The organism is Streptomyces sp. NPDC054842 (assembly GCF_053611025.1).
This window is the reverse complement of record NZ_JBSGZN010000001.1, coordinates 311,534-328,414: the sequence shown is the minus strand read 5'-3', so window position 1 is coordinate 328,414 and position 16,881 is coordinate 311,534. Positions and strand designations below refer to the sequence as shown.

Genomic DNA, 16,881 nt, shown 5'->3' with positions numbered 1-16,881 from the left:
CGAGAACAGGGCGGGCGCGGAAGGATTGTGCGCGGGGACCGCCGCACCCCCGTTGCCGGGGGGCGGGACGACGGCGGTCCCCGCGAGGGACGCGGGCCGGGTCAGGGCCGGGCTTGCGCGTCCTTGGCGTCCTGGAGGTCCGGGAGCCGCTCCGGAGGTCCTTGACGCCGTTCGGTCGCCGGCCCGGGCGGGGAGCCGCTCCCGCCCTGCCGACAACCACCACTGTGCCGAACGCGTGTTAAGCGGGTGCTGCGCGGACGTGACGCGCTCGTACCACTTCCGCGAAGTTCCCCACCGCCGCCACCGGAAGATCGCCCGAGACCGGGGCACTTCAGGCGATCTCCTCCGCTCCGCGCGCGGGTCTACGCGCGGAACCTCTACTGCTTGGTGCCGCCCTTGGCGAGGAACGACAGCAGGTCCTGCCGGCTGACGACCCCGGTCGGCTTGCCCTCGACCAGCACGATCGCGGCGTCCGCCGCACCGAGCACGGACATCAGGTCCCCGACCGGCTCGCCCGAGCCGACCTGCGGCAGCGGCGCCGACATGTGCTTCTCCAGCGGGTCCTCCAGCGATGCCCTCTTGGTGAACAGGGCGTCCAGCAGCTCCCGCTCGACCACGGAGCCCACGACCTCGGCCGCCATGACGTCCGGGTGGCCGGCGCCGGGCTTGACGATCGGCATCTGCGAGACGCCGTACTCGCGCAGGACGTCGATGGCCTGGCCGACGGTCTCCTCGGGGTGCATGTGGACGAGGGACGGCATGGCGCCGTGCTGCTTGTCGCTGAGGACGTCGGCGACGCGGGCGCTGGGGCCCTCGTCCTCCAGGAAGCCGTAGTCGGCCATCCACTCGTCGTTGAAGATCTTGCTCAGGTAGCCGCGGCCGCTGTCGGGCAGCAGCACCACCACGACGTCGTCCGGCCCGAGCCGCTCGGCGACCCGCAGCGCGGCGACGACGGCCATCCCGCAGGAGCCGCCGACCAGCAGCCCCTCCTCCTTGGCCAGGCGCCGGGTCATCTGGAACGAGTCCTTGTCGGACACGGCGACGATCTCGTCGGCGACGGTCCGGTCGTACGCGCTCGGCCAGAAGTCCTCGCCGACGCCCTCCACGAGGTACGGCCGCCCGGACCCGCCGGAGTACACGGACCCCTCGGGGTCGGCGCCCACCACCTTGACCCGCCCGTCGCTGGCGTCCTTCAAGTACCGGCCGGTGCCCGAGATGGTGCCGCCGGTGCCCACGCCGGTCACGAAGTGCGTGATCCTCCCCTCCGTCTGCTCCCACAGCTCGGGGCCGGTGGAGTGATAGTGCGAGAGGGGGTTGTGCGGGTTGGAGTACTGGTCCGGCTTCCAGGCGCCCGGCGTCTCACGGACCAGCCGGTCGGAGACGTTGTAGTAGGAGTCCGGGTGTTCGGGGTCCACGGCGGTGGGGCAGACGACGACCTCGGCGCCGTAGGCCCGCAGCACGTTGATCTTGTCGGTGCTGACCTTGTCGGGGCAGACGAAGATGCACTTGTAGCCCTTCTGCTGCGCCACGATGGCGAGGCCGACACCGGTGTTCCCGCTGGTCGGCTCGACGATGGTGCCGCCGGGCTTGAGGGCGCCGCTCTCCTCCGCGGCCTCGATCATGCGCAGCGCGATGCGGTCCTTCACGGACCCGCCGGGGTTGAAGTACTCAACCTTCGCCAGGACCGTCGCCTGAATGCCCGCGGTCACGTTGTTGAGCCTCACCAGCGGGGTGTTGCCGACGAGGCTGATCATCGAGTCGTGGAATTGCACCGTTGTCTCCGGAGCTGTGTATCTGAGGGATGGTCCCGTCAGCCTACGGCCCCACGTGGGACGGAGGGCCGACAGTTGCCTCCAGAAGGTGCCACGACCGCCGCCCGAGATTGACCGACCCGCTCCACGGGGCAAGCAGTGGGTGTACGGCTACGAGGAGGTGGCGGCTACGCATGTCGAGCTTGTCGAGGGCAAGGGTCGCCCGGCGCATCGCGGCGGGTGCGGCGTACGGCGGTGGCGGGATCGGTCTGATGGGCGCGGCCGCGGTCGGCGTCCTGCTGGCCGAGGTGCAGCTGGCGAAGCGCCACGTGGGCAACGGGAGCGCGCACGCGCCCCGCGCGGACGGCCTGTACGGCCACGCGTACGCCGGTTTCGACGATCCGCCGCTGCGGCTGACCATACTCGGCGACTCCACGGCCGCCGGCCAGGGCGTGCACCGCGCCCGGCAGACCCCCGGAGCCCTGCTGGCGGCCGGACTCGCGGCGGTGGCCGAGCGCCCCGTCGAGCTCACCAACGTCGCGCTGCCCGGCGCCCAGTCGGACGACCTCGACCGTCAGGTGGCGCTCACCCTCGCGGACCCGGCCCGGGTGCCCGACGTCTGCGTGATCATGATCGGCGCGAACGACGTCACGCACCGGATGCCGCCGACCCGCTCGGTCCGCCACCTGTCCTCTGCGGTACGGCGGCTGCGCACCGCGGGCGCCGAGGTCGTCGTCGGCACCTGTCCCGACCTGGGCACCATCGAGCCGGTCCAGCAGCCGCTGCGCTGGCTGGCCCGGCGTGCCTCCCGCCAGCTCGCGGCGGCGCAGACGATCGGCACGGTCGAGCAGGGCGGGCGCACGGTGTCGCTGGGCGACCTGCTGGGTCCCGAGTTCGAGGAGAACCCGCGGGAGCTGTTCGGCCCCGACAACTACCACCCCTCGGCGGAGGGGTACGCGACGGCCGCGATGGCGGTCCTCCCGACGGTCTGCGCCGCGCTCGGCCTGTGGCCGGCGGACGAGGAGCGTCCGGACGTCTCGCGCCGCGAGGGCTTCCTGCCGGTGGCCCGGGCCGCCGCGGAGGCGGCGTCCGAGCCGGGCACGGAGGTCACGGCCGCGATGCCCACGGGCCCGCGAGGCCCCTGGGCCCTCCTCAAACGCCGCCGCCGCCGGCGCCTCCCCACCACCGACCCCGCCACCACCCCGGCCCCGTACAACTGACGGCACCGTCCCCACTCCGTCAGAGAATCGCGCTACCGCGCTCGTCCTCAACCGCCGGACGGGCTGGACACCTGGATCCAGCCCCTCCGGCACCATCCAGCCCCTCCGGCGTCTGAGGAGCGGGGCCCGGGGCGGAGCCCAGGGCGGCACGGACACCCCGCCCGCCCCGCACACGCGGGCAGAATCCCCCCTAATACACCCAATCGGAACAATCCAGCCCCTCCGGCAAAAGTCAGCCCCTCCGGCGTTTGAGGAGCGGGGCTCGGTGCGGAGCCCCGAGGCGGCGCGGACACCCCGCACCGCGCACCACGGACCCCGCACCGCACCTCCGGGAGAATCCAGCCCCTCCGGCGCTTGAGGAGCGGGGTCCGGGGCGGAGCCCCGAGGCGGCACCGACAACGACCCGAGCGAAAGGCGGCCCCGCAAGCGAACCCCACCCCCAACCCCCAAGGCGCCCCCGCCAGAAAAAAGCAAGCGCTTGGAAAGTGCGGCCCGAGTCACACCCCCACACCCGTGACCGCGCGGGTACGTACGGGTAACTTCCCAACCAGTCCCGCAAGCCCGCTCGCCCAGGCGCTCCGCGCCGCCCCCCTTCCCATGGAGCCGTGATGCCCGAAGCCGTGATCGTCTCAGCCGCCCGCTCCCCGATCGGCCGCGCCTTCAAGGGCTCCCTGAAGGACGTGCGCCCCGACGACCTGACCGCCACGATCATCCAGGCGGCCCTCGCCAAGGTCCCCGAGCTGGACCCGAGGGACATCGACGACCTGATGCTGGGCTGCGGTCTGCCCGGCGGCGAGCAGGGCCACAACCTCGGCCGGATCGTGGCCGTGCAGATGGGCATGGACCACCTGCCGGGCTGCACCATCACCCGCTACTGCTCCTCCTCGCTGCAGACCTCCCGCATGGCCCTGCACGCCATCAAGGCCGGTGAGGGCGACGTCTTCATCTCGGCCGGCGTCGAGATGGTGTCCCGCAGCGTCAAGGGCAACAGCGACAGCCTCTCCGACACCCACAACCCCGTCTTCGCCGACGCCGAGGCCCGTACCGCCGCGGTCGCGCAGAGCGAGGGCGCCTCCTGGCACGACCCGCGCGAGGACGGCCTGCTGCCGGACGCGTACATCGCGATGGGCCAGACCGCCGAGAACCTGGCCCGCATCAAGGGCGTGACCCGCCAGGACATGGACGAGTTCGGCGTCCGCTCGCAGAACCTCGCCGAGGAAGCCATCAAGAACGGCTTCTGGGAGCGGGAGATCACCCCGGTCACCACCCCGGACGGCACGGTCGTCAGCAAGGACGACGGCCCCCGCGCCGGCGTCACGCTGGACGGCGTCCAGGGCCTCAAGCCGGTGTTCCGCCCCGACGGCCTGGTCACCGCCGGCAACTGCTGCCCGCTGAACGACGGCGCCGCGGCCCTCGTCATCATGAGCGACACCAAGGCCCGCGAGCTGGGTCTGACCCCGCTCGCCCGCATCGTGTCCACCGGCGTCACCGGGCTCTCTCCCGAGATCATGGGCCTCGGCCCGGTCGAGGCGTCGAAGCAGGCCCTCAAGCGCGCGGGACTGACCGTCGACGACATCGACCTGTTCGAGATCAACGAGGCCTTCGCCGCCCAGGTGATCCCGTCCTACCGCGACCTGGAGATCCCGCTGGAGAAGCTGAACGTGAACGGCGGCGCCATCGCCGTCGGCCACCCCTTCGGCATGACGGGCGCCCGCATCACCGGCACCCTCATCAACAGCCTCCAGTTCCACGACAAGCAGTTCGGCCTGGAGACGATGTGCGTCGGCGGCGGGCAGGGCATGGCGATGGTCATCGAGCGCCTCAGCTGACCGACGCGCCGAAAAGCGGTCACCTACTCCCCTGTAAGTGACCGCAGTTGGACGCAGCGTGACCGAACCGGCCCAGGGCCCCGGAAACTTCGGGACTCTGGGCCGATTTGTGATCCAATCTCCCCCAGGATGTGACCTATCTCCCCCCGGAAGGGTCTTTTCCCAGGTCAGAGCCGTTTCGCGAGTAAACCCCGGGCCCAAAGTCCTGCCCTTTTTGTGACGTTACGCACTGACAGCTGGTTAGTCCGCCCTTCAAGCTGATGTAGGAAGTCGGGGGTCGACTTTGAACCGGGAGTACGTCAGTGAGCACCATGCCTCTAGCTCTGCTGCTCACCACGGCCGCAACAGCCGCCGTGGGCGTCGCCGTCCTGCGTGCCGTGCACGGGCTGCGTCGACAGGTGCGGGCCCTGCGCACCGAACTCGCCGAGAGCCGCACTGAGGCCCTGCGCGGTCTCGTGCCCGCCGCCCGGGCAGGCGCCGACACCGAGGAGATACGCACCGCGGTGGCCGAGGCGCTCGCCGAGGAGCGGGAGCGGGAGCTCGCCGAGGCGCGCGCGTTCTGGGCCGCCCAGGAGGCGCGTGACGCCTCCGACGGGCCCACGCTGCTGGGTCTGCCCGACAGCGAGCTGTTCCTGCCGCGCCAGTCGGACTTCGCCGGTCTGGAGCACCTGGAGCCGGTGACCGAGCCCGGCCATGAGATCGACGAGTTCTCCCAGAGGGACTTCGTCCAGGGCGGTACGCCGACGGACTCCCCGGAGCTGGCCGCGGCCCGCCGCCGCCACCCCTCGCACCCGGACTTCGTTCCGGTCCAGTCACCCGTCGTGAACGACCACGAGCGCACGGTGGCCTGCCTGGAGGAGCTCGCGGAGTCCCGTACCGAGCTGGCCGACGTCCGGCCGGGCCCGCTGGGCACCCTCGACGTCTACGTCTTCGCGGACGGAACGACCCTGTGCATGACCCCGGGCCACCGGGAGACCGCGGAGCGCCTGGCCGCCGCCCTGCGCGCGGGCCGCACCCCCGTCCTGCTGGGCGGCTCCGGCGTCTCGGGCGCGTACACCCTCACGTTCGAGTGCGGCGAGGAGAACGTCTACATCCTCGCGGACCGCGTCATCGCGTCCCTGTAGCCCGCCCCCGCGCCCGGACTCGCCGGGACCCCACGCGTCGGAGCCGATCGCCGGTCAGACTCCGGCGCGTTTCTGTGCCTCCTGGACGAGCGTCAGCGCCTCCGCCAGATCCGCCTCGTCCTTCAGTGCGAGTGCCAGGTCGTGTCCGGCCACCGTGATCTGGTCCGCGGCGGCGAACATGCCCACGTCCGGCATCTCCCGGGGCGCGGCGGAGGGGTCCTCCAGCCGCTGGGCCCGCAGGGACAACTCCCTGGCCACCCCCAGTGCCTCGGCCGCCGCGCCCCGTTGCAGGCGGCTCTGCGGCGCGGCCCGCAACCGGTCGGCGAAGTGGTCCACGGCTCGGGTCAGCGGCGTCGTATCAAGCACGCCGCGAGACTACGCGCCGCGGCGGGACTGTTGCCAACGCCCGAACGCTCAGGCACGGTGTCGTGAAGGACCGGCTTACATCCCATTGCGTCCGGAGGCGCCGATGTCCCAAGTCTTCTCCGAGGAGACCCACCGCAACCTGCTCGCCCGAATCCCGCACTGCACCGGTCGTGAAGTGTCCGACTGGCTTCGCACCGTCGACGAAGGCCCCGCCCTCTTCCGCTTCGAGGAGAAGGTCAGCTGGCTCCGCGCGGAACACGATCTCGCGTACGGCCACGCCAAGGCGATCATCCACGAGTACGACCTGAGGAGGGCCGCGCGCAAACTCCTCTGAGCGCGCACCACCGGCACCCGCACCGCAGACGACGAAGGGCCCGCGAACCTGGGGTTCGCGGGCCCTTCAGCCCCGCCGGCTGACCGGCGGGACCAGGAAGCCGTACCGCTAGTCGCTGCTGCTGAAGATGGCGACCAGCCGCAGCATCTCGAGGTAGATCCACACGAGGGTCAGGGTCAGGCCGAACGCGGCCAGCCAGGCCTCCTCGCGGGGAGCGCCGTACGCGATGCCGTCCTCGATCTGCTTGAAGTCGAGGGTCAGGAAGAACGCGCCCAAGACGATCGCGAGGATGCCGACGATGGCGCCGAGCGGGCCCATGCTGCGCAGTCCGCCGTCCTCGGCGACGCCGAAGGCGACCAGCAGCAGGTTGACCGCGAGGACGAGCACGAAGGCGATGGCGATGGCCATGCCGATGCGCGCGTACCGCGCCGTGACCCGGATCCAGCCCGCCCGGTAGATGAGCAGGGTGGCGCCGGAGACGGCCATGGTGCCCAGGACGGCCTGGAAGGGCGCGCCCGACCACCGGCTGTTGTACATCTCGCTGATGACCCCGAGGAAGACACCCTCGAAGGCCGCGTAGCCGATGATCAGCGCGGGCGAGGCCTTGCGCTTGAAGGACTGGACGATCGCCAGGACGAAGGCGATGATCGCGGCGCCGATCGCCAGGCCGTAGCTGCTGCCGGAGACCGGCAGCAGCGTCCAGGCCAGGACGGCGCCGACGGCCGCGGTGCCGAGCGTCATGGCCGAGCGCATGACGACGTCGTCCATCGTCATCCGGCCGGTGGTGACCGGTGCCTGCGGGGCGCCGTGCTGAAGGTCCTGCTGCGCGTAAGGGTTCTGCGCGTAGGGGTTGCCGCCCTGCTGGGCGTACGGGTTCCCCTGCGCGTACGGGTTGCCCTGCGTGCCGACAGCTGCTCCCCCGGCCTGCGGCGCGGTGTTGAAGCCCGCGTAGCCGTTGTCGCGGCTGAACCCCCGTCGCGAGAAGACCGGGTTGCTGCTCCTCATTTCACTCCTCCATGGCCACCGAGTGGGCCTTGGCTCAAGAGTAATAGGTAGGCAAAGGAAAGAACCTACTGCTTGGGGAGGATCTTTCCCTCGTCGTGGTGCGCAACACGCTACGCGGCCGGGGGATTCCCGGCATGCGAGGGGCCGCTCAGCCGAAGGGGAAGCCGGTGTACGCCTCCGCCAGGTCCGTCTCGGCCGCCCGGGACGCGGCGATCCGGTGCAGCCGGGCCAGCTGGACGCGGTCGTCGAAGGGGGTGGCGTCGGGGGCGCGGTGCAGCAGGGTCGTCATGTCGTAGGAGAACCGCTCGGCCTGCCAGACGCGGCGCAGGCAGGTCTCGGAGTACGCGTCGAGCCGTTCCGCCGATCCGGTGTCCCGCTCGTGGACCAGGGCGCGGGCGAAGGTGACGACGTCGCCGACCGCGAGGTTCAGCCCCTTGGCGCCGGTGGGCGGCACGATGTGCGCCGCGTCGCCGGCGAGGAAGAGGCGCCCGTACCGCATGGGCTCGTGGACGAAGCTGCGCATGGGGGTCACCGACTTCGACGTGACGGGGCCCCGGGCGAGCCGCCAGTCGTCGTCGGTCTCGAAGCGCCGCTCCAGCTCGTCCCAGATGTCGTCGTCGGACCACGCCTGGGCGTCGGTGCCCTCCGGCACCTGGAGGTAGAGGCGCGAGACGGCGGGTGAGCGCATGCTGAGCAGGGCGAAGCCGCGCTCGTGGCGGGCGTAGACGAGTTCGTCGTGCGAGGGGGGCACGTCGGCGAGGATGCCGAGCCAGCCGTAGGGGTAGGTCCGCTCGTAGACGCGGGAGAGGGCGGCGGGGACCGCCTTGCGGGCGACACCCCAGAAGCCGTCGCAGCCCACGACGTAGTCGCAGTGCAGGACGTCCTCGCGTCCCTCGTGGCGGAAGCGCACGCGGGGGTGCTCGCCGTCCGCGTCCTCGACGGCGAGCGCCTCGGCGCCGAACAGCAGCGGTCCGCCCTCCTTGAGCCGGAGCGCGATGAGGTCCTTGCAGACCTCGGTCTGCGCGTACACCATCACGGCGCTGCCGCCGGTGAGCGCGGGGAAGTCGACGCGGTGCCGCGTGCGGTCGAAGCGCAGCTCGATGCCGTCGTGCCGCAGGCCCTCGCGGTCCATGCGTTCCCCGGCGCCGGCCGCGCGCAGCACGTCGACCGTGCCCTGCTCCAGGATTCCGGCGCGCTGCCGCTGTTCGACGTAGGCCCGGTCGCGGCTCTCCAGGACGACCGACTCGATGCCCGCCTCGTGCAGCAGCCGCGCCAGCAGCAGTCCGGCCGGTCCGGCCCCGATGATTCCGACGGTGGTCCGCATCGGCACGCCCCTTTTGCGCTCGCCCTCTTCGTCCGCACTCTTGTTCGCGTAGTGAAATTATTTTCACCATTGCTCGATGTGAGTCTCGGGGGCGCCGGGCCGGCTGTCAATGGGCGGTGCGGGAAGCGGTTCGGAGAGACCGAGCCGTCTACGGCGTCTCGGAACACGCTTGTGGCCCCATAGCGGGTGATTTCGTCCGCGTGTAAGTCGGAGGTGCCCGGAACCGGACTTGAACCGGTACGCCCGCGAGGGGCAGCGAGGTTTAAGCTCGCCGTGTCTGCATTCCACCATCCGGGCAGGCCATGGGCTCCGCATCGAGGTTCCGAGCCTATCGGGACGCATCCCCCTAACTACGGGAGGGCGGCCCGATGTTGTCTTATTTTATTGACGTCTGAGGGTGCATCAGCACTGGGTACGGGCCATCCGCACTTGCCAATAGCCTTTCTGGCGGCGCCCGGCCGCGTATACGGAATGACGGAATTTCACCGCCCGGGTGGCGGTGTCCGCGCGGTACGCGCCTGATGACCCCTCAGGAGGGTTCGTCATACCCAGGTATGGCACGGCCGCCCGGAGTCCGACCGGAGTCGCCCTGGAACACCGGGACAGCGGCTGACCACTCGCCGCCCGGCGGCCGTGAGGATCGACGACACCCCCCGGAAACACGTCGTCCCCTCAGGAGCACCTCCCGTGACCAGCACCCCCCTCGCCGCCCCGGCCACCGCGGTGGCCGCCCGCGCCAGGAACTGTCAAGTCCACGTGGCCGTACGGCGGTCGGGCCCCGTCCGTTCCCGGACGGGGCCCGGCCGCCGCGGCGCCGGCTCCGCTACGGCCGGGTGTTCCAGGTGCGCGCCCGCAGCGGCAGGCCGGAGGTGCCGGACTCGGGCGTGCGGACCGCCAGGACCTGGTTGACGCCTATGCGGTTGCCCTCGAAGGCGAGGGCGCTGGCCGCCATGTAGAGCCGCCAGACGCGGGCCCGCCCCGGGCTGGTGAGCCGCACCGCCCGCGCCCACCGCGCCTCCAGGTTGGCGACCCACTGGCGCAGGGTCAGGGCGTAGTGCTCACGCAGGGACTCGACGTCGCGGACCTCGAACCCGGCCCGCTCCAACTGCGTCACGGTGGTGCCGACGGGGGCCAGTTCGCCGTCGGGGAAGACGTAGGCGTCGATGAACCGGTCGACGCTGTACGCCGTTTCGTCCGTCTGCGGGCGGCGGGCGATCTGGTGGTTCAGCAGCCGTCCGCCCGGCTTCAGCAGGGCGTGCAGCACCCGGGCGTACTCCAGGTAGCGCTCGCTCCCGACGTGCTCGGCCATGCCGATGGACGAAATGGCGTCGTACGGGCCGTCGCTGACGTCCCGGTAGTCCTGGACCCGGATCTCCACCCGGTCGGTCAGGCCCTCCTCCGCGACGCGCTTGCGGGCGTGACCGGCCTGCTCCTGCGACAGCGTGACGCCGACGACGCTCACGCCGTACTCCCGGGCGGCGTGGACGGCCATCGAGCCCCAGCCGCAGCCGACGTCCAGGAGCCGCATGCCCGGCCGCAGGTCCAGCTTGCGGCAGACGAGGTCGAGCTTGTCGCGCTGGGCGCCCTCCAGGGTTCCGGCGTCCTCCCAGTAGGCGCAGGAGTACACCATGGAGGGGCCGAGGACGATCTCGTAGAAGTCGTTGCCCACGTCGTAGTGGTGGCTGATGGCGCGGCGGTCGCTGCGTCTGGTGTGCGCGTGGCGGCGGCCGCGGACCTCCTCGGGCGGCGGTGCGGGCGGTCCGGCGGGCCCGCCCATCCGCAGCAGGCCCCGGACGGCCGCGCGCGCGTCGGGGTCGCGCAGCGTCTCGCCGAGTCCCCTGGCGCCCTCCCCGCGCTCCCACACGAGTCCGGCCATCACCTCCAGGACCGCGTAGAAGTCCCCCTCCACCCCGACGTCCCCGGCGACCCAGGCCCGCGCGAGCCCGAGCTCCCCCGGCTTCCAGATCAGCCGGCGCAGCGCACGGCGGTTCCTGATCACGAGGACGGGTCCCCCGGGCGGCCCCGCCTCCGAACCGTCCCAGGCACGAATGCGTACCGGAAGCGGGGCTCCCAGCAACTGCTCGAAAAGGCTGTTCAGCCGCAGCGCGGCGTCGGGCATGGCCACACCTCCGTGACAACGGATCCCGGAACGTCCAACACCACGTAAACACCAACCGTCCCCGCCCGCAGTCCCTCGCCCGCGTCATGGATCGGCAAAACAGATGTAGCCACCACGTTTCAGGGTGGCGGCCGGCGGGCGGCCCCGGCGCCGAAGCCTTCGCCCGCCCCGCGCCGGGAAACACCGAAGGGGCCTCCCGCACCACGGATGGCGGGAGGCCCCTTCGGGCCGTTCAGCGACCGGAGGTCAGGAGGCCTTGGCCTTCTCCTCGGTCTTCGCCGGCGGAAGCTGGGCCTCCGCGGCCTGCGCGACGGCCGGCGCCGGCTTGGCGGCCTCGTAGAACTCCTCGCGGGGAGTCTCGATGGCGCCGAGCGAGACGACCTCGCGCTTGAGGAACATCGCGAGCGTCCAGTCCGCGAAGACGCGGATCTTGCGGTTCCAGGTCGGCATCGCCAGACCGTGGTAGCCACGGTGCATGTACCAGGCGAGACGGCCCTTGAGCTTGATCTTCATCTTGCCCATGACGATCATCGCGACGCCCTTGTGGAGGCCGAGACCCGCGACCGCGCCCTTGTTGGAGTGCGCGTACGTCTTCTGCGGGAAGCCCCGCATACCGGAGATCACGTTGTCGCCGAGGACCCTCGCCTGGCGCAGCGCGTGCTGGGCGTTCGGCGGGCACCAGGCGTTCTCGACGCCGGCCTTGCGGGCCGCGACGTCCGGCACCTGCGCGTTGTCGCCCGCGGCCCAGATGTAGTCCGTGCCCTGCACCTGGAGGGTGGGCTGGGTGTCCACGTGACCACGCGGGCCGAGCGGCAGACCGAAGCGGGAGAGGACGGGGTTCGGCTTGACGCCGGCCGTCCACACGATGGTGCTGGAGTCGACCTCCAGGCCGTTCTTCAGGACCACGTGACCGTCGACGCAGGAGTCCATCGAGGTCGAGAGGTAGACCTCGACCCCGCGGCTCTCCAGGTGCTCCTTGCCGTACGCGCCGAGCTTGGGGCCGACCTCGGGGAGGATCTTGTCCGCAGCGTCGACGAGGATGAAGCGCATGTCCTCGCGGGACACGTTGTTGTAGTACTTGGCCGCGTCACGGGCCATGTCCTCGACCTCGCCGATCGTCTCGGCGCCCGCGAAGCCGCCGCCCACGAAGACGAAGGTCAACGCCTTGCGGCGGACGTCCTCGTCGGTCGTGGAGTCGGCCTTGTCGAGCTGCTCGAGGACGTGGTTGCGCAGGCCGATGGCCTCCTCGATGCCCTTCATGCCGATGCCCTGCTCGGCGAGGCCGGGGATCGGGAAGGTGCGGGAGACCGCGCCCATCGCGATGACGAGGTAGTCGAAGGGCAGCTCGTACGCCTCGCCGACGAGGGGCGCGACCGTGGCGACCTTGCGGTCCTGGTCGATGGTCGTGACCCGGCCGGTGAGGACCTCCGCCTTCGGCAGGACGCGTCGCAGCGGGACGACGACGTGCCGGGGGGAGATGCTGCCGGCGGCGGCTTCGGGGAGGAAGGGCTGGTAGGTCATGTACGACCGGGGGTCGACGACCGTGACGGTCGCCTCTCCGTAGCGCATCTTCTTGAGAATGCGCCGAGCTGCGTACAGGCCTACGTACCCACCGCCTACTACGAGGATCCTGGGACGCTCCGTGGTGCTCATGCCATCGAGTATCCACCCGCTTCCGGGGGGTCGCTCGTGCGCCCCTTCACAAGCATGGGTGAGCCCTCTGCTACACTGCGCGGCTCACGTGACCCAGGTCATGCCGGAACGAGGGAACCACCGCATACCGTCGGCCGTTGTCAACACCGCGTGAGCTGCCACTCCGGGCCTCAGGCCCCGCTGAACCAGCCCCTTGCCACACGTGCCCGCAACACCCCTGAAACGCTCCCGTGAGCACCCTTGCCGGGCTGCTGAGCCCCCCGGAAGGGCCTATCGGGCCGAATCCGCGTCCATCGGGACCGATTCTCTTGTGAAGAACTTCACGAACTTTCCCGACGGCACGTCACGGAGGCGGTTTTCAGGCCCCTCAGCGCGTGCTCATACGTTATCCGACCTGCTCAAGCGAGGCTACCGGCGAGTAGTAAAGACTCCCTCACCGTCGGCCCCTCCCCGCGGGGAGGAAGCCCGTCAGGCGACGGACCAGGCGATGCCGTCGAGGATGTCGTGCTCGCTCACCACGACCTCCTCCGCGCCCACCCGCTCCATGATCGCGAGCAGCACCAGGGCGCCCGCCCCGATCACGTCGACCCGTCCCGGGTGCATCGAGGGGATGGCCGCGCGCTCGGCATGAGTCGAGGACAGCAGCCGCTCGGTGATCTCCCGGACGCGCTCGCGGGAGACCCGGGAGTGATGGATCGCCGCCGAGTCGTACGCGGGGAGGTCCTGCGCGATCGCCGACACCGTGGTGACCGAGCCGGCCAGGCCCACCAGGGTGCGCGCCTCGTCGAGCGGGACCGTCCGCGCGGCCAGGTCGAGCGCGGCCTCGATGTCCGCCCGGATGGCGTCGATCTGAGCGGGCGTCGGCGGATCCGTGACGGTGCCGTCGTGCACGAGGTGCCGCTCGGTCATCCGTACGCAGCCGATGTCCACGGAACGCGCGGCGCGTACGCGGTCTTCACCGACGACCAGCTCCGTGGACCCGCCGCCGATGTCCACCACCAGGTACGGCTTCGCCAGGTCGTCCCGTCCGGTCAGTTCCTTCGTCGCCCCGGTGAAGGAGAACTCCGCCTCCTGGTCGCCGGTGATGACCTCCGGCTCGACCCCGAGGATGTCGAGGACCCCGCGGACGAACTCGTCGCGGTTCTCGGCGTCGCGCGAGGCGGACGTCGCCACGAAGCGCAGGTGTTCCGCGCCGTGCTCCTTGATGACGGCCGCGTACTCGCGGCAGGCGGCGAAGGTCCGCTCCAGCGCCTCGGGGGCGAGACGCCCGGTCCGGTCGACGCCCTGGCCGAGCCGGACGATGGTCATCCGCCGGTCCAGGTCGACGAGTTCACCCGTCGCCGGGTCCGCGTCGGCGACGAGCAGACGAATCGAGTTGGTACCGCAGTCGATGGCGGCGACCCTGGTCATGCGTTCGGTCTCCTGTCGTCATGGGTGGCGCCCCGGGCCCGGATCGGAAACGGGTTCCCCCCGGGGGCCGGAGCTCGCCATTTTCAGCCCGTCCGGCTTGTGAAAGCGAGGCCGTCCAGGCCGGGACGAGTTCCCCCGGGGGCTGGGACCTCGCCGTCAGGGAGAGCTTTTCAGCCCGCCCGGCGCTTGAGGACGAGGCTGTCCAGGCCGAAACGGGGGTCCGGGGGCAGCAGCCCCCGGCAACGGCACCCCGGGGACGGTCACCCCTGGGGAGAGGCGGCCCCGCCCCCGGGGGCCACGCACGATCCCTTGCGCCACCACTCCGGCAGCATCGCGATCGCCTCGTCCCCGAGCGGGTTCACCCCGGGCCCCGCGGCGAGCGAGTGCGCCACGAGCACGTGCAGGCACTTCACGCGGTCCGGCATGCCGCCCGCGCTGGGGAAGCCCTCCAGGACCTCCATGGCGTCCCGGCGGGCGATGTAGTCCTCGTGCGCCGCACGGTAGGCCGCCGCCAGCTCGGGATCGGTGGCGAGCCGTTCCGTCATCTCCTTCATGACGCCGTTCGCCTCCAGCGTCCCGATCGCGGACGCGGCCCGCGGGCACGTCAGGTAGTACGTGGTCGGGAACGGCGTGCCGTCGGGCAGGCGGGGCGCCGTCTCCACCACGTCGGGCTGACCGCAGGGACAGCGGTGCGCGATCGCGCGCAGGCCGCGCGGCGGGCGGCCGAGCTGCTGCTCGAACGCCTCGACGTCCGCGTCGGTGGGCTCGGTGCGCGGGGTGGGCGGCGGGGGCGTTTCCATGCCGTGTGTCGTGTCTTTCTGATCAGTTACCGGGCGGCGCGGTCGGACTTGTCCACGCCGTCCCAGACGTTGGCGTACCAGGGGCGGGCAGCCGCCCCCTGGTCGGTGCGGGACTTCTTCACCGCGTCCGGATCGATGACGATGTAGCCGGTCTCGCCCGGCATCATGTAGTGCAGCCGCTGCCGGATCTGCTGCTCGGCGTACGCGTCGTCCTTCCAGCGGGCCTTGAGGTCCCGCAGCTCCTCGACGCGCTGCCGGGCCTCGTCCTGCTGCCGCTCCAGCTCGGCCACCTCGGCCCGCTGGGACACGTACTGCCTTATCGGGTACGCGAGGGCCACGACGAGGGAGCACAGGACCAGCGCCAGCAGCGCCGCACGGCCCGTCAGGCGGGAGCGGCGGGCCTGCCGTTTGGTCTGGGAGCGGTAGACCCGGGCCGCCGTCTGCTCACCGAGCAGCCGCAGCCTGGTCGTGGTGGAGAACCGGTCCCGGTCCTTCACGGCCATGAATCCCGCCTCCCCGGCACAAGCCCGTCACGTGCGTACGTCCCCGCACACGGTACGGGACCGAGTACGGGGACGTACGTACGACGCTTCCTACGGGTCAGCCCTTGAAGCGCGGGAACGCCGAGCGGCCGGCGTAGACCGCGGCGTCGTCGAGGATCTCCTCGATGCGCAGGAGCTGGTTGTACTTGGCGACGCGGTCCGAGCGGGCCGGGGCGCCGGTCTTGATCTGGCCGCAGTTCACGGCGACGGCGAGGTCGGCGATGGTGACGTCCTCGGTCTCGCCGGAGCGGTGGGACATCATGCACTTGAAGCCGTTGCGCTGGGCCAGCTCGACGGCGTCCAGGGTCTCGGTCAGCGAGCCGATCTGGTTGACCTTGACGAGCAGGGCGTTGGCGGAGCCCTCCTCGATGCCGCGGGCCAGGCGCTCCGGGTTGGTGACGAAGAGGTCGTCGCCGACGATCTGGACCTTGTCGCCCAGCTTGTCGGTGATGACCTTCCAGCCGGCCCAGTCGTCCTCGTACAGCGGGTCCTCGATGGAGACCAGCGGGTACGCGGAGACGAGCTCCTCGTAGTACTCGGTCATCTCTGCGGCCGAGCGGGACTTGCCCTCGAACTCGTACGAGCCGTCCTTGTAGAACTCGGACGCGGCGACGTCGAGCGCGAGCGCGATCTGCTCACCGGGGACGTAACCGGCCTGCTTGATGGCCTCGATGATGAGGTCGAGGGCGGCGCGGTTGGACTCCAGGTTCGGGGCGAAGCCGCCCTCGTCGCCGAGGCCGGTGGACAGGCCCTTGGTCTTCAGCACCTTCTTGAGGGTGTGGTAGACCTCGGCGCCCCAGCGCAGCGCCTCGGAGAAGGACTCCGCGCCGATCGGCGCGATCATGAACTCCTGGATGTCGACGTTCGAGTCGGCGTGCGAGCCGCCGTTCAGGATGTTCATCATCGGGACGGGCAGCAGGTGCGCGTTCGGACCGCCGAGGTAGCGGAAGAGCGGCAGGTCGCTGGCCTCGGAGGCGGCGTGCGCGACGGCGAGGGAGACGCCGAGGATGGCGTTGGCGCCGAGCGAGCCCTTGTTGTCCGTGGCGTCCAGGTCGAACATCGCCTGGTCGATCAGGCGCTGCTCGGTGGCGTCGTAGCCGACGAGCTCCGGGCCGATCTGCTCGATGACCGCGAGGACGGCCTTCTCGACACCCTTGCCCAGGTAGCGGTTGGGGTCACCGTCGCGCAGCTCGATGGCCTCGAAGGCACCGGTGGAGGCGCCGGACGGGACGGCGGCACGACCCGTGCTGCCGTCGTCGAGGCCGACCTCGACCTCGACGGTGGGGTTGCCTCGCGAGTCGAGGATTTCCCTGGCTACGACGACGTCGATCGACGGCACGAGCATCTCCTTCTGGGATGTGACGCGGGTACGCGGAGCCCCTTGGCCCGCTGACTGCACGGAGC

At 71.1% G+C, this 16,881-nt stretch carries 14 protein-coding genes and 1 tRNA gene; 4 read left to right on the top strand and 11 right to left on the bottom strand.

Going from position 1 to position 16,881, the window contains the following annotated elements; all coding sequences use genetic code 11:
• Positions 1–377: 377 nt before the first annotated feature.
• Positions 378–1,772: a cystathionine beta-synthase gene (locus ACWGIS_RS01395; protein WP_453360353.1), complete on the bottom strand. Its 1,395-nt coding sequence runs from the start codon at positions 1,770–1,772 to the stop codon at positions 378–380.
• 173 nt (positions 1,773–1,945) lie between these two features.
• Between ACWGIS_RS01395 and ACWGIS_RS01390 the strand changes: the two genes are divergently transcribed.
• The 3 genes from ACWGIS_RS01390 to ACWGIS_RS01380 all read left to right on the top strand — a co-directional run bounded on the left by ACWGIS_RS01390 (position 1,946) and on the right by ACWGIS_RS01380 (position 5,924).
• A complete protein-coding gene (locus ACWGIS_RS01390) occupies positions 1,946–2,971 on the top strand; it encodes an SGNH/GDSL hydrolase family protein (protein ID WP_453360352.1) in 1,026 nt (341 codons plus the stop codon).
• A gap of 608 nt (positions 2,972–3,579) precedes the next feature.
• A complete protein-coding gene (locus ACWGIS_RS01385; protein ID WP_453360351.1) occupies positions 3,580–4,800 on the top strand; it encodes an acetyl-CoA C-acetyltransferase in 1,221 nt (406 codons plus the stop codon).
• Between the two features lie 311 nt (positions 4,801–5,111).
• Positions 5,112–5,924, top strand: a complete 813-nt coding sequence (locus ACWGIS_RS01380) for a hypothetical protein (RefSeq protein WP_453360350.1) — start codon at positions 5,112–5,114, stop codon at positions 5,922–5,924.
• Between the two features lie 54 nt (positions 5,925–5,978).
• Here ACWGIS_RS01380 and ACWGIS_RS01375 read toward each other — a convergent pair whose 3' ends face one another.
• Positions 5,979–6,290 carry a hypothetical protein gene (locus tag ACWGIS_RS01375; RefSeq protein ID WP_453360349.1) on the bottom strand — a complete coding sequence of 104 codons (312 nt, stop codon included), beginning with the start codon at positions 6,288–6,290 and terminating at the stop codon, positions 5,979–5,981.
• 103 nt (positions 6,291–6,393) lie between these two features.
• Here ACWGIS_RS01375 and ACWGIS_RS01370 point away from each other — a divergent pair, with 103 nt between their 5' ends.
• Positions 6,394–6,624: a DUF4287 domain-containing protein gene (locus tag ACWGIS_RS01370; protein WP_355779589.1), complete on the top strand. Its 231-nt coding sequence runs from the start codon at positions 6,394–6,396 to the stop codon at positions 6,622–6,624.
• Positions 6,625–6,732: 108 nt separating this feature from the next.
• On the opposite strand, the gene ACWGIS_RS01365 is transcribed toward ACWGIS_RS01370, so the two are convergent.
• From ACWGIS_RS01365 to eno, 9 genes are all read right to left on the bottom strand, one after another.
• Positions 6,733–7,629: a Bax inhibitor-1/YccA family protein gene (locus tag ACWGIS_RS01365; protein WP_453360348.1), complete on the bottom strand. Its 897-nt coding sequence runs from the start codon at positions 7,627–7,629 to the stop codon at positions 6,733–6,735.
• A gap of 148 nt (positions 7,630–7,777) precedes the next feature.
• A complete protein-coding gene (locus ACWGIS_RS01360) occupies positions 7,778–8,953 on the bottom strand; it encodes a 4-hydroxybenzoate 3-monooxygenase (protein WP_453360347.1) in 1,176 nt (391 codons plus the stop codon).
• Between the two features lie 214 nt (positions 8,954–9,167).
• Positions 9,168–9,250, bottom strand: a tRNA-Leu gene (locus ACWGIS_RS01355).
• 526 nt (positions 9,251–9,776) lie between these two features.
• A complete protein-coding gene (locus ACWGIS_RS01350; RefSeq protein WP_453360346.1) occupies positions 9,777–11,072 on the bottom strand; it encodes a class I SAM-dependent methyltransferase in 1,296 nt (431 codons plus the stop codon).
• 246 nt (positions 11,073–11,318) lie between these two features.
• Positions 11,319–12,725: an NAD(P)/FAD-dependent oxidoreductase gene (locus ACWGIS_RS01345; protein WP_453360345.1), complete on the bottom strand. Its 1,407-nt coding sequence runs from the start codon at positions 12,723–12,725 to the stop codon at positions 11,319–11,321.
• A gap of 468 nt (positions 12,726–13,193) precedes the next feature.
• Positions 13,194–14,135, bottom strand: coding sequence for a Ppx/GppA phosphatase family protein (locus tag ACWGIS_RS01340; RefSeq protein ID WP_453360344.1), 942 nt, complete (start codon positions 14,133–14,135; stop codon positions 13,194–13,196).
• 260 nt (positions 14,136–14,395) lie between these two features.
• Complete coding sequence (locus tag ACWGIS_RS01335) at positions 14,396–14,935, bottom strand: DUF501 domain-containing protein (RefSeq protein WP_453360343.1); 540 nt, start codon at positions 14,933–14,935, stop codon at positions 14,396–14,398.
• A gap of 26 nt (positions 14,936–14,961) precedes the next feature.
• Positions 14,962–15,438 (bottom strand): FtsB family cell division protein, encoded by a 477-nt coding sequence (locus tag ACWGIS_RS01330; RefSeq protein WP_453360342.1) that lies wholly within the window; start codon positions 15,436–15,438, stop codon positions 14,962–14,964.
• A 97-nt stretch (positions 15,439–15,535) separates the two neighbouring features.
• Positions 15,536–16,822: a phosphopyruvate hydratase gene (gene eno, locus ACWGIS_RS01325; RefSeq protein ID WP_453360341.1), complete on the bottom strand. Its 1,287-nt coding sequence runs from the start codon at positions 16,820–16,822 to the stop codon at positions 15,536–15,538.
• Between the last annotated feature and the right edge of the window lie 59 nt (positions 16,823–16,881).

What these genes read in the sequence shown, in the direction of transcription:
- ACWGIS_RS01330 (WP_453360342.1), bottom strand. Translation starts at nt 15,438, where the DNA reads ATGGCCGTGAAGGACCGGGACCGGTTCTCCACCACGACCAGGCTGCGG.
- ACWGIS_RS01390 (WP_453360352.1), top strand. Translation starts at nt 1,946, where the DNA reads ATGTCGAGCTTGTCGAGGGCAAGGGTCGCCCGGCGCATCGCGGCGGGT.
- ACWGIS_RS01360 (WP_453360347.1), bottom strand. Translation starts at nt 8,953, where the DNA reads ATGCGGACCACCGTCGGAATCATCGGGGCCGGACCGGCCGGACTGCTG.
- ACWGIS_RS01350 (WP_453360346.1), bottom strand. Translation starts at nt 11,072, where the DNA reads ATGCCCGACGCCGCGCTGCGGCTGAACAGCCTTTTCGAGCAGTTGCTG.
- ACWGIS_RS01380 (WP_453360350.1), top strand. Translation starts at nt 5,112, where the DNA reads ATGCCTCTAGCTCTGCTGCTCACCACGGCCGCAACAGCCGCCGTGGGC.
- ACWGIS_RS01335 (WP_453360343.1), bottom strand. Translation starts at nt 14,935, where the DNA reads ATGGAAACGCCCCCGCCGCCCACCCCGCGCACCGAGCCCACCGACGCG.
- ACWGIS_RS01345 (WP_453360345.1), bottom strand. Translation starts at nt 12,725, where the DNA reads ATGAGCACCACGGAGCGTCCCAGGATCCTCGTAGTAGGCGGTGGGTAC.
- eno (WP_453360341.1), bottom strand. Translation starts at nt 16,822, where the DNA reads ATGCTCGTGCCGTCGATCGACGTCGTCGTAGCCAGGGAAATCCTCGAC.
- ACWGIS_RS01340 (WP_453360344.1), bottom strand. Translation starts at nt 14,135, where the DNA reads ATGACCAGGGTCGCCGCCATCGACTGCGGTACCAACTCGATTCGTCTG.
- ACWGIS_RS01370 (WP_355779589.1), top strand. Translation starts at nt 6,394, where the DNA reads ATGTCCCAAGTCTTCTCCGAGGAGACCCACCGCAACCTGCTCGCCCGA.
- ACWGIS_RS01385 (WP_453360351.1), top strand. Translation starts at nt 3,580, where the DNA reads ATGCCCGAAGCCGTGATCGTCTCAGCCGCCCGCTCCCCGATCGGCCGC.
- ACWGIS_RS01365 (WP_453360348.1), bottom strand. Translation starts at nt 7,629, where the DNA reads ATGAGGAGCAGCAACCCGGTCTTCTCGCGACGGGGGTTCAGCCGCGAC.